Source organism: Ruegeria sp. CDSB013, assembly GCF_059611165.1.
The window spans coordinates 460,311-484,341 of record NZ_JBXWPA010000001.1 but is presented as its reverse complement, the minus strand read 5'-3'; the positions used below and the strand labels follow the sequence as shown (position 1 = coordinate 484,341).

General features: G+C 58.1%; 23 protein-coding genes. 10 read left to right on the top strand and 13 right to left on the bottom strand.

The annotated features are described in order from the left end of the window. Nucleotides 1-68: 68 nt before the first annotated feature. The 3 genes from AC2FJF_RS02405 to AC2FJF_RS02395 form a co-directional block, all read right to left on the bottom strand. Nucleotides 69-1,070 (bottom strand): DctP family TRAP transporter solute-binding subunit, encoded by a 1,002-nt coding sequence (locus AC2FJF_RS02405; protein ID WP_109311602.1) that lies wholly within the window; start codon nt 1,068-1,070, stop codon nt 69-71. A 371-nt stretch (nt 1,071-1,441) separates the two neighbouring features. Continuing rightward, nucleotides 1,442-2,671, bottom strand: coding sequence for a sigma-54-dependent transcriptional regulator (locus tag AC2FJF_RS02400; RefSeq protein ID WP_496722615.1), 1,230 nt, complete (start codon nt 2,669-2,671; stop codon nt 1,442-1,444). After that, nucleotides 2,668-4,401, bottom strand: a complete 1,734-nt coding sequence (locus AC2FJF_RS02395) for a sensor histidine kinase (protein ID WP_496722613.1) — start codon at nt 4,399-4,401, stop codon at nt 2,668-2,670. Before AC2FJF_RS02395 ends, AC2FJF_RS02400 begins: the two co-directional genes overlap by 4 nt. Nucleotides 4,402-4,448: 47 nt before the next feature. On the opposite strand from AC2FJF_RS02395, the gene AC2FJF_RS02390 reads away from it, so the two are divergent. Further along, nucleotides 4,449-5,630 (top strand): cytochrome P450, encoded by a 1,182-nt coding sequence (locus tag AC2FJF_RS02390; RefSeq protein ID WP_496722611.1) that lies wholly within the window; start codon nt 4,449-4,451, stop codon nt 5,628-5,630. Here AC2FJF_RS02390 and AC2FJF_RS02385 read toward each other — a convergent pair. Continuing rightward, the gene (locus AC2FJF_RS02385; RefSeq protein ID WP_058271489.1) at nt 5,627-6,106 is read right to left on the bottom strand and encodes an Lrp/AsnC family transcriptional regulator; all 480 of its coding nucleotides are present in this window, start codon (nt 6,104-6,106) and stop codon (nt 5,627-5,629) included. The genes AC2FJF_RS02390 and AC2FJF_RS02385 overlap by 4 nt on opposite strands. A 143-nt stretch (nt 6,107-6,249) precedes the next feature. On the opposite strand from AC2FJF_RS02385, the gene cobA reads away from it, so the two are divergent. The 7 genes from cobA (at nt 6,250) to infC (ending at nt 11,878) form a co-directional block, all read left to right on the top strand. Next, on the top strand, nt 6,250-7,026 hold the full coding sequence (gene cobA / locus AC2FJF_RS02380; RefSeq protein WP_496722609.1) for a uroporphyrinogen-III C-methyltransferase: 777 nt from the start codon (nt 6,250-6,252) through the stop codon (nt 7,024-7,026). After that, nucleotides 7,026-7,340, top strand: coding sequence for a DUF2849 domain-containing protein (locus AC2FJF_RS02375; protein WP_496722608.1), 315 nt, complete (start codon nt 7,026-7,028; stop codon nt 7,338-7,340). Before cobA ends, AC2FJF_RS02375 begins: the two co-directional genes overlap by 1 nt. Nucleotides 7,341-7,408: 68 nt before the next feature. After that, complete coding sequence (locus AC2FJF_RS02370; protein ID WP_496722606.1) at nt 7,409-9,073, top strand: nitrite/sulfite reductase; 1,665 nt, start codon at nt 7,409-7,411, stop codon at nt 9,071-9,073. Beyond that, a complete protein-coding gene (locus AC2FJF_RS02365) occupies nt 9,063-9,824 on the top strand; it encodes a phosphoadenylyl-sulfate reductase (RefSeq protein ID WP_109311607.1) in 762 nt (253 codons plus the stop codon). The genes AC2FJF_RS02370 and AC2FJF_RS02365 overlap by 11 nt, the downstream gene beginning before the upstream one ends. Then, a complete protein-coding gene (locus AC2FJF_RS02360; RefSeq protein WP_170557552.1) occupies nt 9,821-10,228 on the top strand; it encodes a DUF934 domain-containing protein in 408 nt (135 codons plus the stop codon). The genes AC2FJF_RS02365 and AC2FJF_RS02360 overlap by 4 nt, the downstream gene beginning before the upstream one ends. 107 nt (nt 10,229-10,335) lie before the next feature. Further along, entirely contained in the window at nt 10,336-11,169 is an 834-nt protein-coding gene (locus AC2FJF_RS02355; RefSeq protein ID WP_058271890.1) for a ferredoxin--NADP reductase, read from the top strand. Between the two features lie 127 nt (nt 11,170-11,296). Next, a complete protein-coding gene (gene infC / locus AC2FJF_RS02350) occupies nt 11,297-11,878 on the top strand; it encodes a translation initiation factor IF-3 (RefSeq protein ID WP_496722603.1) in 582 nt (193 codons plus the stop codon). An 88-nt stretch (nt 11,879-11,966) separates the two neighbouring features. On the opposite strand, the gene AC2FJF_RS02345 is transcribed toward infC, so the two are convergent. Together AC2FJF_RS02345 and AC2FJF_RS02340 are read right to left on the bottom strand one after the other, a co-directional pair. Next, nucleotides 11,967-13,289, bottom strand: a complete 1,323-nt coding sequence (locus tag AC2FJF_RS02345) for an aspartate aminotransferase family protein (RefSeq protein ID WP_496722601.1) — start codon at nt 13,287-13,289, stop codon at nt 11,967-11,969. Then, nucleotides 13,286-14,056 carry a beta-keto acid cleavage family enzyme gene (locus tag AC2FJF_RS02340; protein ID WP_496722599.1) on the bottom strand — a complete coding sequence of 257 codons (771 nt, stop codon included), beginning with the start codon at nt 14,054-14,056 and terminating at the stop codon, nt 13,286-13,288. The genes AC2FJF_RS02345 and AC2FJF_RS02340 overlap by 4 nt, the downstream gene beginning before the upstream one ends. A gap of 89 nt (nt 14,057-14,145) precedes the next feature. On the opposite strand from AC2FJF_RS02340, the gene AC2FJF_RS02335 reads away from it, so the two are divergent. Then, nucleotides 14,146-15,045 carry a MurR/RpiR family transcriptional regulator gene (locus AC2FJF_RS02335; protein WP_496722597.1) on the top strand — a complete coding sequence of 300 codons (900 nt, stop codon included), beginning with the start codon at nt 14,146-14,148 and terminating at the stop codon, nt 15,043-15,045. A gap of 47 nt (nt 15,046-15,092) precedes the next feature. On the opposite strand, the gene AC2FJF_RS02330 is transcribed toward AC2FJF_RS02335, so the two are convergent. The 5 genes from AC2FJF_RS02330 to AC2FJF_RS02310 form a co-directional block, all read right to left on the bottom strand. Beyond that, a complete protein-coding gene (locus AC2FJF_RS02330) occupies nt 15,093-15,884 on the bottom strand; it encodes an FAD binding domain-containing protein (protein ID WP_496722596.1) in 792 nt (263 codons plus the stop codon). A 93-nt stretch (nt 15,885-15,977) separates the two neighbouring features. Beyond that, nucleotides 15,978-18,338 carry a xanthine dehydrogenase family protein molybdopterin-binding subunit gene (locus AC2FJF_RS02325; protein WP_496722594.1) on the bottom strand — a complete coding sequence of 787 codons (2,361 nt, stop codon included), beginning with the start codon at nt 18,336-18,338 and terminating at the stop codon, nt 15,978-15,980. Between the two features lie 79 nt (nt 18,339-18,417). After that, nucleotides 18,418-18,903 (bottom strand): (2Fe-2S)-binding protein, encoded by a 486-nt coding sequence (locus AC2FJF_RS02320; RefSeq protein WP_109311614.1) that lies wholly within the window; start codon nt 18,901-18,903, stop codon nt 18,418-18,420. 153 nt (nt 18,904-19,056) lie between these two features. Next, complete coding sequence (locus AC2FJF_RS02315; protein ID WP_496722590.1) at nt 19,057-20,058, bottom strand: molybdopterin-binding protein; 1,002 nt, start codon at nt 20,056-20,058, stop codon at nt 19,057-19,059. Further along, complete coding sequence (locus tag AC2FJF_RS02310; protein ID WP_496722588.1) at nt 20,055-21,023, bottom strand: XdhC family protein; 969 nt, start codon at nt 21,021-21,023, stop codon at nt 20,055-20,057. The genes AC2FJF_RS02315 and AC2FJF_RS02310 overlap by 4 nt, the downstream gene beginning before the upstream one ends. Before the next feature lie 241 nt (nt 21,024-21,264). On the opposite strand from AC2FJF_RS02310, the gene AC2FJF_RS02305 reads away from it, so the two are divergent. Next, nucleotides 21,265-21,765, top strand: coding sequence for a hypothetical protein (locus tag AC2FJF_RS02305; RefSeq protein WP_496722585.1), 501 nt, complete (start codon nt 21,265-21,267; stop codon nt 21,763-21,765). Nucleotides 21,766-21,768: 3 nt separating this feature from the next. On the opposite strand, the gene AC2FJF_RS02300 is transcribed toward AC2FJF_RS02305, so the two are convergent. Further along, nucleotides 21,769-23,025 carry a vWA domain-containing protein gene (locus tag AC2FJF_RS02300; protein WP_496722582.1) on the bottom strand — a complete coding sequence of 419 codons (1,257 nt, stop codon included), beginning with the start codon at nt 23,023-23,025 and terminating at the stop codon, nt 21,769-21,771. After that, on the bottom strand, nt 23,025-23,933 hold the full coding sequence (locus tag AC2FJF_RS02295; RefSeq protein ID WP_496722580.1) for an AAA family ATPase: 909 nt from the start codon (nt 23,931-23,933) through the stop codon (nt 23,025-23,027). The genes AC2FJF_RS02300 and AC2FJF_RS02295 overlap by 1 nt, the downstream gene beginning before the upstream one ends. Between the last annotated feature and the right edge of the window lie 98 nt (nt 23,934-24,031).

Below are 24,031 nucleotides of genomic sequence, written 5' to 3'. Positions count from 1 at the left end.
AAATTACGGCCCGCCCAGCCTGCGTGTCCGCCACTCCCCAGTCTTTGGACACGCGGCCTCAATCGGGATCAGAACCCGGCGTTGATGGCCTGAGCGGCGTCGATCTTATCCTGACCTACGTCGTCGGAAAACTGGTCCCAAACGGGCTTCATCGCATCGACCCAGGCCTGGCGCTGTTCGGGGTTCAGTTCGCGGATGATTCCGCCGGCATCAGTGATCGAAGCCTTGGCTGCTTCGTTCACCGAGAAGGCTTCCTTGTTCCGTGTCTCGGTCACTTCGCCCAGAATCGTCAGGAACTGATCGCGCACCTCGGGATCAAGGCTGTCCAACCAGTCAACCGATGTCACGACCAGATAGTCGATGATGCCATGGTTGGTCTCGGTGATACCGTCCTGCACTTCGAAGAACTTTTTGCCATAGATGTTCGACCAGGTGTTTTCTTGGCCATCCACAACGCCCTGCTGCAGCGCGCCGTAAACTTCCGAGAACGCCATTTTCTGCGGGCTGCCGCCAATGGCTTCCATTTGGGCTACCAGAACGTCCGAGGATTGAACACGGAATTTCAGGCCTTCGGCATCCGACGGAGCCTCAAGCGGTTTGTTGGCCGACATCTGTTTCATGCCATTGTGCCAGAACGCCAGCCCTTGCAGGCCGCGGCGCTGCATGCTGTCCTTCATGGCCTGACCATCAGCCGAAGCTTGGAATGCATCAACTGCGTCGATGTTCTTGAACATGAACGGCAGGTCGAACAGACGGAACTGTTTGGTAAACTTCTCGAACTTCGACAGCGACGGCGCGGCCAGCTGGACGTCGCCTTGAAGCATTGCTTCAAGCACCTTGTCGTCATTATAGAGCGTCGAGTTCGGATAGACCTCAACGCACATTACGCCATTCATCTCGTCATTGACGCGCTGCTCCAGCAGCGATGCCGCGATGCCCTTGGGGTGTTTGTCCGTGTTCGTCACATGCGCGAACTTGACGACAATCTCGCCGTCATCACACGCGGCCATACCGGCGGTTGCTGTAACACTCAACGCCAGCGCGGTCGCGGCAGTTGTCAGGAATTTCATCTGTCTTTTCCTCCCAGACTTCCATGAAACCTTCAGTCAACGCCAGATCGGCGTCTCATGTGGCGCAGTGAAGCGAATCAAAGGGCACCGCTCAACTTTTTGTTCGAAATTCAGCGCTCTCAATTATTTTCGTTTTATTTCAGCTTGTTAGAAGGGCATTCCTCGTCATCAAAAGTCAGTGGCGCTGCCTGTTGTGCGAAAATCCGCACATTAATTTCCACGGCTGTGCGGATTTCCGCACGCACTTCGAATCAGATCGAGCGACTCACCCCCTGATTCTCTGGTGACCACACGCAGCCTGCGAATGCAGGCTGCCCGGCCCAACGCCTCTAAATGCATGATAATGCAGTCAAAGGCGGCGAGAGCCTCCGTTAGCGCCGATAGTCTTCTGGGCGAATCTGATAGCGGGCCAGTTTGTCATAAAAAGTCTTGCGCGGCAGTTTCAACGCTTTTGCCGCATCCGAGGCTTTGCCATTGTGCCGACCCAGCGCCGCGATCAGCAGCGACCGCTCTACGCGCGCCATTTGCTCATTCAGCCCCAGATCAGCGGCACGTGCCACCTCTTTCGGCATCCCCAACACGAACCGCATCGCCGCCGACATCAGCGATCTGGCATTGCCCGGCCAATCGCTGGCCATCAAGGAAGCAAGGTGCTCCGAGGTAATCTCGGGCTCGGCAATGCCCGCCTGTTCTGCCGCTTGCGCGACATAATGGCGAAAAATCACTGGAATATCTTCGGGTCGTTCCGCCAGCGACGGGATGCGCACACGCATGACATCCAGGCGATAGAACAGGTCGGCATTGAATTGACCCTGCTCTGACAGCGCCGCCAGATCTGCGGTCGTTCCCGCGACGATCCGTGAACCGGTGCCCTGCTCTATCATTTCAAGCGCGGCGTATTGTGTGGCGTCTGGCATGGCCGAAACCTCATCCAGGAACAACGACCCACCGGCCGCATCTTCGCACACGCGCACCAACCCCTCGGGCGTCAGCCCTGAGGCCGGGCGCTTGACGAACGGCCCCTGCCCAACCGGCGACATCAGATGTACGACTTCGGCCACTTTCGATATCCCGCTGCCCGGTGGCCCGGTTACCAGAACTTCTGCCCCGGTGGGGGCAACGGATCGAACCCGTTCACGCAAAGCCTCGGCCTGTGCGGACAGACCGAACAAAAGCCGCGCTGCCGGATCGCCGCGCTCAAGCTCTGATTTGAGGGCACGCTGTTCGATCACCTGCGCGCGCGCGTCAAAGGCGCGCTCCAGCACGGACAGCAGGTCCGCCGCCGCGCATGGCTTTTCCAGAAAATCAAAGGCCCCCTGTCCCATGGCCTGCACCGCCATTGGGATATCACCCTCTCCGGTCAACAGGACAACGGGCAAGTCTGGATCAACCTCACGCGCGTAGTTCAGCAGATGAAAACCATCCCGGCCCGGCATACGGATGTCCGAAACGATCACACCCGGAAAGTCGGCGCGAATATGGTCTTTTGCCGCCACAAAGGATCCCGCAGTAACCGGATCATAATCTGCCAGTTCAAGCGTTTGCGCCAAAGCTTCGCGGACGGCAGCGTCGTCATCAACCAGTAGAATTTTCCGCGTCATGCGACCTCGTGCTCCGTGAAAGGTTCAAGCTCGACGGTAAACAGCGCCCCGGTGTCCAGATTTGCACCCCGGATGTTACCCCCAAAGCTTTGCACCAGACCATACGAGATCGAAAGCCCAAGCCCCATCCCCTCAGAGGTTCCGACAGCCTTGGTCGTATAGAACGGTTCGAACAGTTTTTCCGAGTTTTCGATGCCCGGGCCGATATCGCGGACAGTCACGGCCAGCTTGTCGCCGCGGTCGATCGCAATGCGGATGAGGCGGTCGTCTTGCCCACTCATCGCGTCGGCGGCATTGTTAATCAGGTTGACGAACACCTGAACCAACCGCACCTCGCCGCCCCATGCGTAAACCGGGTTATTGGGCGGGGCCCAATCCATACGGACATCCTCGGTCCGCAACCGCGCCTCGGTCAACTCGACCGCCGTGTCGATCACCTGAACCAGATTAACCTTGCCCATCGGTTCGCTTTCATTGCGCGAAAAGGCACGCAGGTTCTTGATGATACGCGCCATGCGCGCCGCCATAGCAGAGATACGCGTCAGGTTTTCCGACGCTTTCTCATCCCGGCCCCGGGATAGAAAAGCCGCGCCATTATCTGCGAATTGCTGAATCGCCATCAGCGGTTGGTTCAGTTCGTGACTGATACCCGCCGACATCTGGCCCAACGCGCTGAGTTTACCTGCCTGGATCAACTCTTCCTGAGCGTGTTTCAGAGCCGCTTCTGCATCTTCACGTTCACGCACTTCATGGCGCAGTGCGGTGTTTGCAGCTGTCAACGCATGCGTCCGTTGCGCGACCCGGCTTTCCAGAATCGTGTTGGCTTCGGCCAATGTGCGCCTGCGTTCGGTCGCCAGATACAACAGCGCGCCGAAAGCCAGACAGATTGCAGCAACGGTTGCCGCCTGCAACCTCGCCAAACGCTGGGCAGGGGCCACATCGACTAGAACCTCAGCCGTCATGTCGATCACCGGCAAATCCAACATCAGGTGTAATGCGCGACTGGGCAGATACCGCCCCCAGTTCAACTGCCAGACCTCGTGCGGGCCGACCAGAACCGATGCGAAATCAACTGCCCCACCGTCTGGCGGTGTCAGGCCCAACTGTCCTTCGTCCCGATGCCAAAACAGCAGATCCGATCGGTTTGAGATAAAGACGACACCGTCCCCGTCGGTGAAGAACACCGCCTCTGTACTGCCGCGCCAGGTCTGTTCCACATCCTGCACATCGGCCACAACGATTAATACACCCTCGACCTGACCAGCATCGCTAAAGGCCGGGGCGGCGTAGGAATAGGTGCGGTCTCCGCTACTTTCCACAACCCCATGCGCGCTGCCCATTGCGCCCTGCAATGCGCGCCGAAACGCGGGGTGGTCCGCCATGTTTGGCCACACAACCGGCTGCGCCGAGGCCAGCACCTGCCCGCTTCGGTCAAGATACATCATGTTGACGGCCGAGGTTTTGTCGGCGACGTCCAACAATATCGCGCGCGCTGCCCGTTGTTGCACCGGTGTCTCTAGGGCGCGCAGGATGGGATGCGTGGCCATCAGTACGGCCAGTTCTTGATAGACCTGCATCTGAGTGCTGAGCCGGTCGGCAGCCAGTTCAAGGTCAGCCTCGGCTTTTTCACTGAGCTGCGACAGCGCTTGACGGTAGCCATAGGACCAGACCCCTGCGGTCAACAGGCCGACAGCAAACAAAAATCCCAGAATGACCCAAACGCGTTGCATGATATAGGGTCTTGCATTCGGCGCGCCGCATGGCAAGTCTGCGCCGCATGAAGACGGTATTTCAATCTCCGGTCGATCCGGAATTCGTGCAGAACCCCTACCCGTTCTATGATCAGGCCCGCGCGAGCGGTGATCTGGTCTATTGGAAGGAATATGGGAAGGTCGCCGCAGTATCCCAGCGGGCGGTCTCGGCCCTGCTGAAAGATCGCCGCTTTGGTCGGGAAGTACCCGAGGAAATGCAAACCCCTGGTCCGGCGCATCTTGCCCCTTGGCTGGCGGTCGAGGCGCATTCGTTGCTGGAAGCCGAACCGCCAAAACACACACGCCTGCGTGCATTGGTGATGCGGGCATTCACGTCCCGTGCTATTGCGGCACTGGAACCTTCGATCCACGACCTAACCCATTCTTTGATTGACGCATTTCCCGACCAGCCGTTCGATTTGCTCTCTACCTTTTGCACCCAAGTTCCGGTCATCACGATCTGCCGCCTCTTGGGCGTGCCCGAGGATATGTCACCCAGCCTATTACGCTGGTCACATGATATGGTGGCAATGTATCAAGCCAGCCGTACGCCCGAGACTGAGACCGCTGCCGCAGCCTCATCCCAGGAATTCTCCGACTTTCTGATCGACTACATCGAGCAGCGCCGCAGCGATCCGCAGGACGATCTGATCACACGGTTGATCGCGGCCGAAGCGGATGGCGAAAAGCTGTCACGCGAAGAGCTGGTCGCCACCTGCATTCTGCTTTTGAATGCCGGGCACGAAGCGACGGTGCATTCACTTGGAAACGGCGTAAAGACCGTTTTGCAAAATGGCATCGGACCGCAATACTTTGCGCCGGACAGCATCGACCGCACGGTAGAAGAGATTTTACGCTATGACCCGCCGCTGCACATGTTCACTCGCTATGCCTATGAAGACATCGACGCATTTGGGTACAGTTTCAAACGTGGTGATGAGGTCGCGCTACTACTGGGCGCTGCGAACCGGGATTCTGCGGTCTGGAGCGACCCGGACAGGTTCGATCCCACCCGCGCCATCGTCACGAACACCAGTTTCGGTGGCGGCCTGCACTTTTGCGTTGGCGCCCCTCTGGCACGGATGGAAATGCGCATCGCACTGTCCACGCTGTTCGACAGATATCCGAACCTTCGCCTGAGCGCCGAGCCCGAGTATTCGAATACCTACCATTTTCACGGGCTGACCAAACTAATGGTGCAGACCTAGCTTTCGATCAGCGCTTTCAGAGGTAACATGGTGGTGGACTTGATTTCTTCCATCGACAGCAAGGCGGTCACGTTGTGCACGCGCACTTCCGAAATCAGCGCCTGATAGAATTCGTCATATGCACGCGCGTTCTTGACCCGCACCTTTAGGATATAGTCGATGTCCCCGGCCAGCCGATGCGCCTCTTGCACTTCGGGCCTGTCCCGCAGAGCTTTCAGGAACTTATGCTGCCAGTCAGCCTCGTGTTCCGACGTTCGGATCAGAACAAAAAACGTAGCTTCAAATCCCAGCGCTTCGGCGTCCAGCAAAACGGTCTGTTGACCGATCACTCCGGCCCCTTTCAGTTTGCGTATCCGATTCCAGACCGGGGTCTTGGAACTGCCGACACGAGCGGCTATTTCGTCCAGCGATTGACTGGCGTCCCGCTGCAGCTCGACCAGAATTTTCCGATCCGTATCATCAATCCGCACCGACATTCCAAATTTCCCTTCGTTTCGAAACCAATGTCCCGTTTTGCCGTTGGCGCGGAACATTTGTCCTTATTTGTTCGCCTATATGGCGCATTGGCGGGAATATTTCCTATATTGCAAGGCAAGTCAAACCACACTCGGGACACGAAATGCAGCTTACGCAATCATATGATGGCACAGGACATGTCGACTTTGTCGGCGCGGGTCCGGGCGATCCGGAATTGCTGACGCTCAAGGCGCTGAAAGCCTTCGAGCGCGCGGATGTTGCTCTGCATGACCGTCTGATCAGTGATGAGGTCCTGGCATTGGCCGGCAAGACCGCGCAACTGGTCGATGTCGGCAAGGCCGGTTTCGGCCCGTCTTGGAAACAAGAAGACATTGACGCCCTGCTGGTCGAGCACGCCCTGAAAGGTCAGCGCATCGTGCGCCTGAAGTCCGGCGATCCGACCGTATTTGGACGTCTGGATGAAGAGATTGAGGCGGTTGAGGCTGCTGGTATCTCGTGGCGGATCGTACCGGGCATCACAGCTGCATCGGCAGCGGTTGCCGGAATTGGTCAAAGCCTGACACGGCGTGGACGCAATTCTTCGGTCCGTTTTCTGACCGGCCACGACATGAAAGGGTTTGCGGATCACGACTGGACTGCCTTGGCACGCGCCGGTTCGGTTGCAGCGATTTACATGGGTAAAAAGTCCGCCCGCTTTATTCAAGGCCGCCTGATCATGCACGGCGCAGATCGCCAGACACCGGTGACATTGGTCGAAAACGCTACGCGCCCCGACCAGCGCATTCTGGAAACAACGCTGGACCAGTTGCCCACCGATTTGAACGCCGCCGAAATGGACGGCCCTACCCTGACATTTTATGGCCTCGCCCCGCGCCAAGCGGCCGTGGCCCTGACCGAATTCAAGAAGGAGCACGCCTGATGGCCCGCGCTTTTACCCCCAAAGTTGTGACCGCCAACGACCTGTTGGAAGGTGACGTTATCTATTTGACCGAAGACGATCGCTGGTCTCGGGAGCTGTCCGAGGCCGAACTGATCACCGATGAAGCGCACGCTCAGGTGCGCCTGCTGGATGCCACGCGTCAGGCCAGCAAAATCGTTGGTGCTTATCTTGCCGATGCCGTCGCCGGCGACAACGGCCCCGAGCCCACACATTTCCGGGAAGACTTCCGCCGCACTGGTCCGTCCAACTATGCCCACGGCAAACTGGAAACTTCCCCGCAGCCCCGGGCCTGACATCTGGCCCGTCTCTCTCCCCTACTCAAGGCCCCAAGGTTCGGGGCTGCAACTAAGGACAGCTAATCATGTATCGCTACTCCGAGTTCGACACAGCATTTTTGGCAGAACGTAACGCGCAGTTCCGCGCGCAGGTCGAGCGCCGCATCGACGGCTCGCTCACCGAGGATGAATTCAAACCCCTGCGCCTGATGAACGGCCTGTACCTGCAATTGCATGCCTATATGCTGCGGGTTGCCATTCCATATGGCACGCTCTCCAGCGCGCAGATGCGTCAACTGGCCCTGCTGGCCGAGAAGTGGGACAAGGGCTACGGCCATTTCACCACCCGTCAGAACATCCAGTACAACTGGCCGAAACTGAACGACGTGCCAGACATGCTGGACGCGCTGGCTGAGGTTGGCATGCACGCCATTCAGACCTCGGGCAATACAATCCGCAACGTGACCGCCGACCATTTCGCCGGTGCCGCGGCGGATGAGGTCGCTGACCCGCGCCCTTATGCGGAACTGCTGCGACAGTGGTCGACCGACCACCCGGAATTCCAGTTCATGCCGCGTAAGTTCAAGATCGCCATCACCGGCTCGGAAAACGACCGTGCCGTGATCAAGGCGCATGACATCGGCCTGCAACTGGTCGAGCGTGATGGCGTACTGGGTGCCCGCGTTATCGTGGGTGGTGGCCTGGGCCGTACGCCGATGATCGGTAAAGAACTGTCCGAATTCGTCGCCTTTGACGACCTGCTGGCTTATCTGGAAGCCACTGTTTCCGTGTGGAATCAGATCGGTCGCCGCGACAACAAGTACAAAGCCCGCATCAAGATCACTGTGCATGAGCATGGCATCGACGCGATCCGCGCCAAGGTTAACGAACGCTTCCTGAAAGTTCGCCCGCAGTTCAAGGGCGCAGACATGAACCTGCTGGAAGAGATCAAGGGCCACTTTGCCCCGCCGACCTTCCGTGAAGCCTCGGTTGCGTCGTTTGAAAGCGCCTACACCAACGATCCGGTCTTCCGCTCGTGGGTCGACACCAACATCGCGCCGCACAAGAACGCGGACCACGCGATCGTCACCATCTCGATCAAGAAGCACGGTCAGACGCCGGGCGATGCAACTGCCGAGCAGATGCGCGTAATGGCTGATCTGGCTGAAGAGTTCGCCTATGACGAGCTGCGCATCAGCCATGAGCAGAACGTGATCCTGCCGCATGTCCACAAGTCGGACCTGCCCGCGATCCACGCTCGTCTGAAAGAGCATGAGTTGGCCACCGCCAATATCGGCCTGATCAGCGACATCATCGCCTGCCCTGGCATGGATTACTGCGCGCTGGCAACGGCGCGTTCGATCCCGGTCGCACAGGAAATCGCGACCCGTTTCGATGATCTGAAGCTGGAGCATGATATCGGTCACCTGAAGATCAAGATCTCGGGCTGCATCAACGCATGTGGTCACCACCACGTGGGGCACATCGGCATCCTGGGTCTGGATCGCGCAGGCGTCGAGAACTACCAGATCACTCTGGGCGGTGACGCGACCGAAACTGCGGCCGTTGGTGACCGTACCGGTCCGGGCTTTGCCTATGATGAGATCGTGCCTGCCGTCGAACGCATCGTAGACACTTATCTGGAACAGCGTGACAGCACCGAAGAAACGTTCCTGGAAACCTATCGCCGCGTAGGCATGGCACCGTTCAAGGCAGCCCTCTACCCCGAGGCGCGAGCGAATGCCGCTTGACCTGATCCAGACGGAACTGGGGGCTGACCGCGCTGAGCTGACCGAAAAGGTCGAAGCGCTGAACACCCAGTTCCGCCACCACAGTGCCCATGACGTCATGCATGGCGCGTTGGAGGCCATCGAAGAGCTTGCTTTGGTCTCCAGCTTTGGGGCGGAATCGGTGGTGTTGTTGCACATGGCAGCCGTGGTCGACAAAGCCACACCGGTCCTGTTTGTGGACACGCAGATGCTGTTCACCGAAACGCTGGAATATCAGCAGGACGTTTCAGATCGGCTTGGCCTGAAGAACGTCCACATCATCCGCGCAGATGATGAGGATGTTCAGCGCGAAGACCCATACGGCGCCCTGCGCCTGAGCGACACGGATGCCTGCTGCAACCTGCGCAAAACCTTCCCACTGCAGCGTGCTTTGGCGGGCTATGACGGCTGGATCTCGGGTCGGAAGCGGTTTCAGTCTGGCACACGCGCCGCGCTTGACTTCTTTGAGGTCGAAGACGGCACCGGCCGGATCAAGGTGAACCCACTGGCCCATTGGGCGCCCGAAGACGTGCGCGCCTATATGGATGAAAACAACCTACCCCGGCATCCGCTGGTGGCCAAAGGTTACCCCTCGATCGGTTGTGCGCCCTGCACCTCGCCGGTCAAAGAAGGCGAAGACCCCCGCGCCGGACGCTGGCGCGATCAGAACAAAGAAGAATGCGGCATCCATTTTGTCGACGGCAAGATGGTGCGCGCTGGAGAGAAAACATGAACGTAATCGTAACGGATGAGGGGTTCGCCCCCGACGACTGGACAGATGGCTTTGTCACGCTTGAGGACGCAGCCAATGATGTGGTTGCGCTGGACGTGGCCTCGGACACTGATCCTGATGAACTGGTTGACCGCCTGGGCAGCGCCCGCATGGTCCGCGTGGACTTCCCGTCTTCGGCGGATGGTCGTGGCTTTACCATCGCCCGCGTGTTGCGCCTGAAAGGCTACACCGGTCGTCTGCGGGCCAGAGGCCATGTTCTGGCCGACCAATACGCTATGGCGCGCCGCAGCGGGTTTGATGAGGTCGAAATCGACGACGCGCTTGCCAACCGCCAGCCCGAAGATCAGTGGCTGGCCCGCGCCGATTGGAAAGACCACAACTATCAGGCCCGCCTGCGCGGCTAATCCCGCCAATCGCCAGCTTGTGAATTCATAGGGGCATTTAGCCCCTTTTCCTGACTTGGATCAAAGATTAAACGGAGATGTCGGTTTACCCAGCCGATAGTGAAACGATGACAGAGATGAAACCCGTGACCGAAGTAACCGCCGTCAAGGCCCCCGTCCTTCCGGACGCACAGACCGTAACAGACGTCAAACATTGGACCGACAGCCTGTTTTCCTTCAAGGTGTCGCGTCCCGCCTCGCTGCGGTTCCGTTCGGGCGAGTTCGTGATGATCGGCCTGCTGGGCGACAACGGCAAGCCGTTGCTGCGCGCGTATTCCATCGCCTCGCCTTCGTGGGATGAAGAGCTGGAATTCTACTCGATCAAGGTGCAGGACGGTCCGCTGACCTCGAAGCTGCAGCACATCAAACCGGGCGATCAGATCATCCTGCGCCCCAAGCCTGTTGGCACGCTGGTGCATGACGCTCTGCTGCCAGGCAAGCGCCTGTGGTTCTTTGCCACCGGAACCGGTTTTGCGCCCTTCGCGTCCTTGCTGCGCGAACCGCAGACCTATGAGGATTACGACGAGGTCATCATCACCCATACCTGCCGCGAAGTGGGTGAATTGGAATATGGCCGTCAGCTGATCGAAAGCATCCGCCAGGATGAGATGCTGGCCGAGCTGATGGGCGAAGGCTTTGCCGACAAAATCCGTTATTATCCAACCACCACGCGGGAAGAAAGCCCTAAGATGGGCCGCATCACCGAATTGCTGAAAGACGGCACGGTTTTTGCTGATCTGGGCATCGAAGGCGGCATCAAACCGGAAACCGACCGCGCTATGGTCTGCGGGTCTTTGGCCTTCAACCTGGACATCAAAAAGATTCTGGAAGAGTTCGACCTACGCGAAGGTGCCAATTCCGAACCCAAAGAATTTGTCATCGAAAAAGCCTTTGTTGGTTAACCCGATGCACCGGATCCAGGGCATTTGGCCCCGGACTGGCGAAAAACCTCTGACAAACCCCGTTTTTTCGGGCTGGCCTGTACTTATGCCGCTTGAATCGGCGTGCAGGCCAGTCTAAATTCCGGCCTTGAATTTCTGCAATCATCAAAGGAATGAACCCATAGCCCGCAGACCTCACAACGCGCCGCCGCAAAGAGACACCGGCCCCCGCGTCAATGATAAGATCCGTGCCCCCGAAATCCGTCTGATTGGCGCTGAAGGTGAAAATGTCGGGGTGGTTCATCCCGCCAAAGCCATGCAGATGGCAGTTGATGCCGGTCTTGATCTGGTCGAAATTTCGCCCAACGCAAACCCACCGGTCTGCAAGATCATGGACTTTGGTAAGTTCAAATACGAGACGCAGAAACGCGAAGCCGAAGCCCGCAAAAAACAGAAGATCATTGAGATCAAAGAGGTCAAATTCCGACCCAACACTGACACTCATGATTACGACGTGAAAATGCGGAATGTGTTCAAGTTTCTTGAAAACGGGGACAAGGTCAAAGTGACCCTGCGTTTCCGCGGTCGTGAAATGGCGCACCAAAATCTGGGTCGTGAACTTTTGGAACGTGTTGCGGCCGACACCAAAGACATCGGCAAGGTCGAAAACATGCCGAAGATGGAAGGCCGTCAGATGATCATGCTGATCGGTCCGCTGCCACAGAAATAAGCCCCTGTGCATATCGAATTCGAAACCCTGTCAGATCCGCTCTGACAGGGTTTTTTTGTTGGTTTTTAGGTACAGGCCACGCGGCGCTTCAGCCGGGGATTGAGGTTGAGATCGCCCGACCAAGTTTGCCCACAAGCTCGTCTATTTGCGCGTCTTCAATGATGAATGGCGGGGCCAGCAGGACATGATCCCCAAGACGCCCATCCCGTGTACCGGACATGGGATAGCAGATCAGGCCCTCAGCCAGCGCGGCTTTCTTGATTTTGCCTGCTACGCCATGAGCCGGATCAAACGGTGTTTTTGTTTCGCGATCAGCCACCAGCTCCAGCCCTCGAAACAGCCCCCTGCCACGGATATCACCGACATTCGGATGCTGTCCGAATTCGGCCTGCAACGCCGCTTGCAGCTTTTCGCCCATGACACCGGCGCGCGCGGGCAACGCGCGCGTGGTAAGTTCGGTGACAACAGCCAGGGCCGCTGCTGTCGCAACCGGGTGACCAATATAGGTGTGACCATGCTGAAAGAACCCGGACCCGTCGCGGATTGCATTATAGATTTTCCCGGTGCACATCATCGCACCAATCGGTTGGTATCCAGCACCCAACCCTTTGGCGATGCACAGAATGTCCGGCGAAACCCCATCATGATCGCAGGCAAACAAATGCCCGGTCCGCCCCATGCCACACATGACTTCATCAAGAATCAACAGAACGCCATATTGGTCACATATCTGGCGAATACGCTGAAAGTACCCCTCAACCGCAGGAACCGCACCCAGCGTTGCTCCCACGACGGGTTCTGCCATGAAAGCCATAACCGATTCAGGACCCAAACGCAGGATCTCGGCCTCCAACTCATTCGCGACGCGCTGGCCGTAGTCAAAGCTACTCTCGGCATCTGGCTTTTCAGCGTATTCGAAGCAGGGCGCGATATGCGTCATCTCGATCAACATCGGTGCAAATTGCGCGCGTCGCCATTCGTTACCTCCAGCCGACAACGCGCCCAAAGTGTTCCCGTGATAGCTCTGCCGCCGCGCGATCACCCGGCGACGCTCGGGCTGGCCAATTTCAAGAAAGTACTGCCGCGCGAGTTTCATCGCCGCCTCGGTCGCCTCGGACCCGCCTGAGACGAAATACACACGGTCCAGACCATCAGGCGCGTGTTCCACCAACAGATCGGCCAGTGCTTCGGCAGGTTCGGATGTCATGAATCCGGTATGAGCAAAAGCGATCTGTTCGACCTGCCGCTGCACGGCCTCAATAACCGCCGGGTTCGAATGCCCAAGGCATGACACCGCAGCGTCACCACAATCCAAATAGCGCTGCCCCTGATCGTCGATCAGGTAACACCCGTCGCCACCAACGGCGACCGGCAGGTTCGATTTGGTATGACGAGGAAAAACGTGGCTCATTGCTGAGGTCCTTTCAAAGCCGCGACCAGTGCCGAAACCGACGCCGCGTTGTTCGCCCAGGTACTTCCATCCCGGTCGGTCAAACTGTTTTCAAATCCAACCCGCACATCCCCGCCACGGTCCGCAGCCGTTTTTAGGCAAGCATGTTCCTGCTTTCCGAATGCACAGACCATCCAACTGGAGTGGGTTTGCGAAAAGTGATCAAGGTCTTCTGGTGCGGATTCCTGCCCCGAGGAATATCGCCCCAGAACAAACAGTCGATCAGTTTGCCCGTCGCGGACGATCCCGCGGGCCTGCCAGTCTGCCAAAAGCGCAGCATCTGCATCGTCATAGAGAATATGCTGAACGCGCGTCCCCTGCTCGGCACAGAGATCGTAAACACTATCTGCGAGGTCAAGCGTGCGCGCGATTTCCCGGACCGAGATCGAAGCCCATTTCGGCTTTACATTTTGCAAACAGTGCAATTGGGCCGGGACATCAAAGATACCCGCCGCCTCGGTCGTGATCTGAACATCCATCTCTGGCACGGCACGACGCAATTCCGCCATCGTCTCAAGATAACGCCCGGCATCCAGAGAATGCTGCCCCTGATCATCGCGCACATGCAGGTGAATTCCATCTGCACCAGCCCGAAAGCAGCTTTGCGCAGTCGATACGATCTCCTGCACAGACACCGGAAGCTGAGCGTGATCCGCATGCCGCCTGCGGGCACCGTTCGGCGCCACCAGAACATAGGGCGTATGCGATTGCGGCAGTGTTTTGGACATAAGAGTACCCTTTTAGACTTTTAACCCAGTTAAGGACCTTAGGCGCGTTTTCAATTTACATCTTTCATAACATTTGTTTTCTTTCACGGATGACCAAGTCTTTGAGCCAGCTTACCGAAGCTCTGCGACAGCAGATTGACCAGTTGCCTCCCGGATTGCAGATGGCGGCAAAATACATCCTCGACCATCCCGGAGATTTCGGGCTGGACTCAATTCGGGAAACCGCAGCAAAGATCGGCGTCAGCTCGAACGTTCTGGTCCGGCTGGCGGACCGGATGGGATATGACCGCTTCGACAGCCTGCGCGCTCCGTTCCGCGATGCGTTGGTCACAGATGGTGAGGATCATCTGAGTCAAAGTTGGCTTGCCGACATGCAAGACGGTGATTCATTCAGCGCTGCCCAGGCAAAATTCGCCCAGAATGCACAGAACGTCGTTATGCGATCCCTGAGGTTAATGAACCCTGAACGCGTCAAGCGCGCCGTAGAAATTATGACGTCTGCTGACAGGTGCTTTGTCACCGCCACCCGGGCCAGCTACGCCTTGTCTTACTATTTTTCATATGCGGGACGCATGGCACACCCCGGTCTGCAACTTATTCCGCGCCACATGGGGTCCGCGGCAGATGATCTGTTGGACGCAAGCCCCAACGATTGCCTGATTGCAATCACCGTTCACCCTTATTCCGCCGACACCATCCAATCAATGCGATTGGCGCGACGCATGAATGTGCCGCTCATCCTGATTGCCGACAGCGAAGTGATCGCACCCGGGATCGAGCCGGACGTGGTTTTCCCCGTCAGCACGCGATCTCTGCACCACTTCTCGAACTATGCTGGGGCCATGGCGGTTCTGGAATGCCTACTGGGTCACCTATTTCAAGCAGGCGGAGACGTCGCGCGCAATCGCGTGGACAATTACCAAAAGTCCCGAGAAGACACAGGCGCATACTGGCAACCATCCCAGCCGCCCAGAATAAGACGGAAATAAAAAAAGCCCCGGCCATAAGGTCCGGGGCTTTTTTGACAGTTTTGAGCTTACATGCAGGCTTCAATGGCCCTCTTGGTCATCACGCTGACCAGATGCGCGCGATACGCCTTACTGCCGTGCAAATCGGCAATCATATTCGCGGGATTGATGCTCAGCCCGGTCAAGGCATCCTGCCGAAACTCCTTGTTCAGTGCTTCCTCGGCCTCGGACCAGCGGAACACACCATCCTCACTGGCACCTGTTACCGCAACGCGAACACCGTCCGCGAAACGCGCCAGATACACTCCGACTAGTGCAAATCGCGATGCGGGTTGCAGGAATTTCTGGTAGCTGGCCGCTTGTGGCACCGGAAAATTGACCGTGGTGATGATTTCACCTTCCTCCAGGGCTGTACTGAACATGCCCTCGAAGAAATCATCCGCCGCGATTTGGCGCGTATTGGTGATGATCGTCGCACCTGATCCTAAAGCGCCCGCCGGATAGCAAGCGGCCGGATCATTGTTGGCCAGCGAGCCACCGATTGTACCTCGATTGCGCACCGCTGGATCGCCGATCTGTCCAGCCAGCGCGGCCAGTGCCGGATAGCTGCCGGCGGCCTCTGACGCCACAGTTGCGTGGGTTGTTGCGCCACCAATGGCCACAGACCCGTCATCCTCGATGCAAACGCCCTGTATGTCGGGAATCCCACCCAGCGACACCAGCGTAGACGGCGCTGCCAATCGCTGTTTCAGCGTTGGGATCAGCGTCTGGCCGCCCCCCAACGCCTGTGCATCCTCGCCTCCCAACGCCGAAACGGCATCAGCAACGGTCGAGGGCTTTTCAAACTCGAAATTGTACATTTCGCTTTCCTTTCCGAAAGGCGCGGATCCGCCCTTCATCTGGCTAAAAATATCCCGAGGGTCTGGGGCAGAGCGCCCAGACCACCCGACCAATCAGCTGTTCATCGCCGCCCAGACGCGGGACGGGCTCACCGGCATATCGATGTGATCGACCGCCTTGCCGCCCGAGTTCAGCGCATCCAACACCGCATTGACCACCGCAGGCGGTGAACCGATTGCTCCGGCTTCGCCGCAGCCCTTCACACCTAACGGGTTATGCGTACAGGGCGTCTGGCTGGAATGATCAACACCATAGAAAGGCACGTCATCCGCGCGCGGCATCGCATAATCCATGAAAGACGCGCTCAGCAATTGACCGTTTTCGTCATAGGCACAGTTTTCCAACAGTGCCTGACCTATACCCTGACCGATACCGCCATGAACCTGACCGTCGACGATCATCGGGTTGACGATGTTGCCAAAGTCGTCAGCGGCAGTGAAGGCCTCGATGGTCACCTGACCGGTCTCGGGGTCAACTTCGACCTCGCACGCATATGCACCGGCGGGGTAAGTAAAGTTGGCCGGGTCGTAAAACGCGGTCTCCTCCAACCCGGGCTCAACTTCCAGAGGATAGTTGTGCGGAACATAAGCCGTCAGGGTCACATCACCCCAGGCCACCGATTTGTCCGTGCCCGCGACGCTGAACTGACCGTCCTTAAGCTCGATATCGGCCTCGGATGCTTCCAGAAGGTGGGCCGCGATCTTCTTCGCTTTTTCGATCACCTTTTCGGTCGCCTTAACCATGGCGGAGCCGCAGACGGCCAGCGAACGCGAACCGTATGTGCCCATACCAAACGGGATCTTGGAGGTGTCACCATGAACGATCTCTACCATCGACTCGTCGATACCGATCATGTCGGCCACAACCTGCGGGAAGGCTGTCTCATGCCCCTGCCCGTGGCTATGTGCGCCCACCATGACGCTTATCGAACCGGTGGCGTTCACCCGAACAGTTGCGGCATCATAAAGACCCGCGCGGGCCCCCAACATGCCGACGATGTTCGAAGGGGCGATACCGCAGGCCTCAATATAGCAGTTGATGCCCAGACCACGCAGCTTGCCGTTGGCTTCGCTTTCGGCCCGACGCGCGGCGAAACCCGCCAGATCGGCAGCGACCTCAAGCTTGTCCATCGTCCCGTTGTAATCCCCGGTGTCATAGGTCAGTGCGACCGGAGTGTCATAGGGGAACTGAGTGATAAAGTTCTGACGGCGCAGGGCAATCGGATCAACACCCAACTCGCGTGCAGCTTTGTCAACGACACGCTCCAGCTGGTAGGTCGCCTCGGGGCGTCCAGCACCGCGATAGGCGTCCACCGGCACCGTGTTGGTGAACATCGCCTTCACATTCACCTGAATGACCGGCGTCTTGTAGTTGCCTGCCATCAGCGTGCCGTGCAGCCAGGTCGGAACCGAGCTTGAGAAGGTCGACAGATACGCACCAAGGTTCGCATAGGTGTTGGTGCGCAGGCCGATGAAGTTGTTGTCTGCATCCAGCGCCAGCTCGATCTTGCTGACATGGTCGCGGCCATGGGCATCGGACATGAACGCCTCGGACCTGCTTGAGGTCCACTTGACCGGACGATTGCAAGCCTTGGCGGCAAAGGTGCAGAACGCTTCCTCCGCATAGTGGAAAATCTTGGTTCCAAAACCGCCGCCCACATCCGGGGCCACCACGCGCACTTTATGTTCGGGCAGGCCCAGAACAAAAGCGCACATCAGTAGTCGGATTACATGCGGGTTCTGCGAAGTGGTAAAGAGCGTGTAGTCGCCCGTACCACGCTTGTACTCACCCACCGCCACGCGCGGCTCCATCGGGTTGGCGACGAGACGGTTGTTGACCAGATCCAGCGTCGTTACGTGGGCTGCATTGGCAAAGACCTCATCGACCTTGGCGTCGTCCGTCTCACCCAATTGCCAGTCATAACAGATGTTGTTCTTCAGATCGTCATGAACCAGCGTCGACCCATCCTGAGCAGCAGCTTTCATGTTCATGACAGCCGGCAGTTCTTCGATATCCAGATCGATCGCCTCGGCCGCATCACGGGCCTGTTCGAGGCTGTCGGCCACAACGGCCGCAATCGGGTCGCCCACATGGCGCACCTTACCTTGTGCCAAAATGGGGTGCGGCGGCTCCTGCATCGGCGCGCCGTGCTTGTCGGTCACTTCCCAACCGCAGGGCATCCCGCCCACGCCTTCGAAATCTTTGCCGGTGAAAACCTTGACCACTCCCGGCATAGCTTCGGCGGCTGAGGTGTCGATACTCTTGATCCGTCCATGCGCGATGTCGGACCGCAGGAAATGTACATAAGCCTGGCCATGTACGTTGATGTCGTCGGTATAATTGCCCGCTCCGGTCAGAAAGCGTACGTCTTCGCGCCGCTTGGAACTGGCTCCGATGCCACTGTCTTTGGGCATTGCTTGTTCTCCTCCCATAAACGGATGCTGTGCATCCTATGTCTTCCCACGGGCGCTTCATCGGACGCCCGCAGCGGCATCATTCGGCAGCGATGCTGCTGACGTCCTGACCAGATGCGGCCATGATCGCCTTGACAATGTTGTGGTAGCCGGTGCAACGGCACAGGTTGCCTTCCAGATACTTGCGCACCTCGGCTTCGGTCGGGCGCGGGTTTTCTTTCAGCAGTGCTGCAGCACTCATGACCATTCCCGGTGTGCAGAAACCGCATTGCAGGCCGTGATGGTCCTGAAATGCCTGCTGAATCACGTTCAGCGAGCCATCCTGGTTAGCCTGGCCTTCGATCGTGCCCACATCAGCCCCGTCTGCCTCAAGCGCCAGCATATTGCAGGACTTCACGGCCTCGCCGTTCACATGAACAACACACGCGCCGCATTGCGCTGTATCGCAACCCACATGAGTGCCAGTGAGATTGAGATTCTCGCGTAGAAAACCGGACAACAACGTCCGCCCTTCCACCTCACCGCTCACGGTCTTACCGTTCACGGTCATTGAGACCTTGGTCATAAGATCCTCCCCTATTGGCTTTTATCGCTGTCGCCGAGTTAAACACGGGAAAATTTGTTTGAGAACAAAAATATTTAGCGCCAATATCCGACGTTCGTAGGGGTCGTCTTTTCTTTCATAGCCGCCTAAGAAGAAAAGCTAAAATCTGCCACATCACCTTTTGCGCGACGCGCGTGGTTGCGGCCGCGTCGGGATTTCTTTCAACAACCCGCCAACCCCCATCCCAGCAATGTCCGCGCTGGTTGTTTCGACCCCGCAAGCAACCCGCGACAAGACCCAATCCGCACCGTTCAATGCAGGCGAACGGGCGCATCCGGGCAATCCGATTACTGGCCTTGGGCCGAGTGTTCCAAGAAACAGCAGATTACCGGGATCGACTGGCATGCCGAACCTATCAACCTGACCGCCAGCCGCCCGCACGGCCTGAGGTGCAACATCAAAAACATCAGATGTGGCAGAGCCGGTCAGGATCATCACAATGTCACCGGCAGCCTCTGAAATAGCCTGCGACAGCGGTTCGGCTTTGTGTGGAACGATCCGTACATCGCTGAGGTCCATGCCAAGGGTTTCTACCCGGCCGCGAATGGCTGCGATCCCCTTTTCGTTGGGGGGACCTCCGGGAATATCCGTTACGATCAGCCCTGCCGTTTTATGTACCGGTGCCACCAGACGAATCGAGGCCCTAGCCAGACCAGCGGCCTGCACGACGTCATCCTTTGGAACGGCATAGGATATCACCTTGATCGTAGCGACCATCCCGCCCGGGCCCATCTGTTGATATTGCGGCACCGTCGCTACGGTGATCATCGGGTTGACGCAGTTGAACTCCTGCAGGGCCGCGACGTCCAATTCGACAACACCCGGCCCGTCGGCCAGCAAGTTCACGCGCCCGGTAAACGGCTGCGTTACCCGTAATCCGGCAGCGTCTGGATCAGGCGCAAGCGCTGCGGCCAACATTTCAGCAGCCTCGTCTTCGTGGCAATCGCCGGGCTCAAGCTGCGCAACCGTGACCTCATCATATCCAGCTGCACCCAGCTGAGCGCCATGTTCGGACGTCAGCAGCAATCCTTTGCGCAACTTGGCATCCTGCACCTGGACAGAGTGTGCAAGGATCGCGCCGGTGGCCTCAGCGACAGGAACGGGACCGAATTTCACGCCTTGCCCCGCAGCACGGCCGTCATCTGGGCGAGGATGGCCACCGCGATCTCGGACGGATCCGCCGCGCCGATATCCAATCCAATAGGTCCGTGGATCTGGGCAATCTGTTCGTCCGAAAAACCCGCCTCTTTCATGCGAGCAACTCGTTTGGCATGCGTACGCGTGGACCCCAGAGCCCCTATATAAAACACGCCCGCCTTCAAGGCGGATTCCAAAGCCGGGTCGTCCAATTTGGGGTCATGTGTCAGCAAGACAACAGCGGTTCGCGTGTCCATGCCCAGCTTGGCCACCGCCTCGTCCGGCCAATCAGTCAGGATGGTTTCGCCCGGAAAACGGGAACCAGAGGCAAAGGCGTCGCGCGGGTCGATGATGGCCGGATCATATCCGGCGATCCGGGCCATTGGAACCAGCGCCTGCGCAATGTGCACTGCTCCCACAATTATCAATCGCAGCGGAGGGTTGTGGACCGCAACAAATGTCTGTCCGTCCTCCTCAAAACCTGATCGGTCCATGCGCATTCGGTCTGAATAGGCTTTCCGCCGCAAAGCCCGATGACCGGTTTCGGTATTAACTTCATAGGCCACCGGTTCCCGCTGTGCGCGGGCTTTGACCAGATCTCGCAACATGGATTCTGGCAGGACCGAACCGATGGGTTCCACTAAAACACGGATCGTTCCGCCACAGGCCAGACCCACAGCAAATGCATCCTCGTCACTGACCCCAAACTCCAACAGACGCGCCTCACCCTCGTCCATCGCTTCAAGCGCTTCGACGATGACCGCGCCTTCTACACAGCCACCGGACACCGAGCCTTCGATGCGACCATCTGCGGCAATCACCAACTGAGCCCCGACACGGCGCGGCGCGCTTCCCCAGGTTTCAACCACCGTGGCCAGCGCGGTTGGATGACCTTCGTCATGCCATTCAAGAGCCGTCTCTGGGCTGTTGTCGAATCTGTCCATTGCACCCTCCCGGCCTGTTCTGATCCAACATAGGCAGGTTTGGCGCAATGAAAAGTGAGCCTTAAGACCAATATCGAATGTTCCCCACTCACTTACGCAACGACCTGAATCGGCGTATACAAGCCCAGATCAGCACGCCAACGACTAATCATTGATTGCACCTGAACCAGATTCTAGCCTACATGCATAGCTGCTGCATTCCAGTATGCGCATATTAATTTTTCACAACGGAGACAGAGAGTTGAAACGCATTATTACACTCGGAATGGCATTTGGCCTGTTCACCGCAAGCGTTGCATCCGCGGACACTTTCCTGCGTTACGGCGAAGTTGAAGGTTGGAAAGTCTTTATCGACGAAGACAAGAAATCCTGCCTGATTGAAGCTGTAGACGGCGCCGAAAATGTCGTTCAGATGGGTCTGACCGAAGACCGTAGCGTCGGATATGTCGGCGTCTTCACCAAGGCCAAGACCGACATCAAGCGCGGTGAAAAAGAAGCTGTCGCGGTCCTGCTGGGCGACAATATCTATGTTGGTGAAGCAACCGGTATGAAGGGCAACATCACCAAGGGTTACTCCGGTGGGTACGTCCTGTCTGACGATCCCCAATTCGCCGATGACCTCGCCAAGCAAAAGGTTATGGTTGTGTTCCCGGAAAAGGAATTTGCCTTCACCGTTGATCTGACCGGTACTTACAAAGCCATGGAAATGGCCCGCAAGTGTAACGAAGAACAGCTGAGCTGATACTCAGTCGGAAAGCGCGGACAACAACCGCGCTTTCTCACCCACGTCATCGGGTTTTGAGATGACATTGGCCAGATCTTCCAACGACGCGATCGAGTGACCAGCACGGAAGCTGTCCACATGCGGCAGCATGGCCGCGACACCTTGCGCTTTGGGCGCGAACCCATCCCACCGCAGCAATGGATTCAACCAGATCAGACGGCGCGCGGACAGGTGCAGACGCTCCACCTCTTTACCCAACGCCTCGGGGTCTCCGCGATCCAGCCCGTCCGAGATCAATAGGACCACAGCACCCTGCCCCATGACCCGCCGCGACCAATCGCGGTTGAACGCGTGCAGACACTCGCCAATCCGCGTCCCCCCTTCCCAATCCTGCGCCTCGGCCCCGGCGGCGGCCAGCGCGGCATCTACGTCGCGCTGCTGAAGATGGCGAGTGATGTTGGTCAGGCGCGTCCCGAACGTAAACGCATGAACCTTGGCCCAGCCCGCCTCTTTGGCATTCGAAACGGCATGAAGGAAATGCAGAACGACGCGACTGTATTGGCTCATTGACCCCGAAATATCGCAGAGCACAACAAGATTGGGCCAACGAGGTTTGGGCTTGAGCTTGGCAATATCGCGCAGCTCGCCACCCTGACGCATCGCTGCGCGCAGGGTTCGCGCCCGGTCGATACGGTGCCCCAGGTGGCTGGCCTGACCGCGCCGGGATTCTATCGGCTTTACCGGCAGAGCAAGCCGCGACAGCATGCGCTTGGCTTGCGCGATCTCGGCGGTACTCATCTGCTCAAAGTCCAGACTGCGCAGGCGTTCCTCGGAGGACGCCGTTTGCGAGGCGTCGATCTCTAACTCAGCCTCCTCTTCCTGCTCAGCCACCTCGGGCAGATCACGTTCGACCCCGTCCAACAACGCCTCGGCCGCGCGCTTTTCGGCCGCGTCAGCCTTGCGTTCTTCCTGTACGCCACGGATGGCCGGCAGCATCATCGACATCATGTGTTCAAGATATCGGGGGTCACGCCAATAGAGGCGAAAGACCTGCGCAAATACAGTGCGGTGTTCCGGGCGGTTCACAAAACAGGCGTGCAGTGTCCAATAGAAATCCTGTTTTTCCGTGAACCCCGCCGCTTGTACCGCGCGAATGGCGTCAACAACGCGCCCAGTTCCGATCGGCAACCCGGCTTTACGCAACGCCCGCGCAAAATGAGTGATGTTCTGCGCCAGCTTGGGGTTGTCAGGAATGTCGATCGGAAGCTGTTCAGCCATCAGGCTGGTTCCAGCGACGCTTTGGCTTGATCCAGTATTCGTTTGGCCTCGGACCCCTGCAATTTCTGGATGTCGTCCTGATATTTCAAGATCGCACCCAAGGTATCACCGATGACTTCGGGGCTAAGGTTGATGACGTCCAGCGCAAGCAGGCATTTGGCCCAATCAATCGTCTCCGCCACACCCGGTTTCTTGAACAAGTCTTCGGTGCGTAGATGCTGAACAAAGGCCACGACCTCACGACTAAGCGCTTCGGCAGCTTCCGGCGCGCGCGCGTGCAGGATTTCGATCTCTCGGTCGAAATCGGGGTAGTCGACCCAATGATAGAGGCAGCGTCGTTTTAGTGCATCATGCACTTCGCGTGTGCGGTTCGAGGTGACGATCACGATGGGCGGCTCCGGTGCTTTGACCGTGCCCAGTTCAGGAATCGTGACCTGAAAATCGCTGAGCGCCTCAAGCAAGAAGGCCTCGAACGGTTCGTCCGTGCGATCAAGTTCGTCGATCAGCAGGACCGGCGCACCATGTTCGTCCGGGCGCATTGCCTGCAGCAGCGGGCGTTCAATCAGGTACTCGTCCGAGAATAGCTCGGTCTGCAATGTGCCCCGATCCGCCCCGCCCGAGGCTTCGGCCGTGCGGATCGCCACCATCTGCGCCGGAAAATTCCATTCGTAAACAGCGGAAGAGGCATCCAGACCTTCGTAGCATTGCAACCTGATCAGGCGACGATTCAGTCCGGCGGCAAGGGCCTTGGCGATCTCAGTCTTGCCCACCCCGGCCTCACCTTCCAGAAACAGTGGTCGGCCCAGTTTCAGGGACAGAAACACCACCGTCGCCAGCGCGCGCCCGCAGACATAACCTTGCGCGCCCAGCGTGGATTGAACGGCGTCGATGGAATCTGGCTGTGTCATGTTTCGATCTCTCCCTTGGCACAACAGGTCATGGGCGCTCGCGCGCGTCAAGGCCGTGTTCTTTCCGGGACTTACGACGATCGCACAAGTTGACAAGG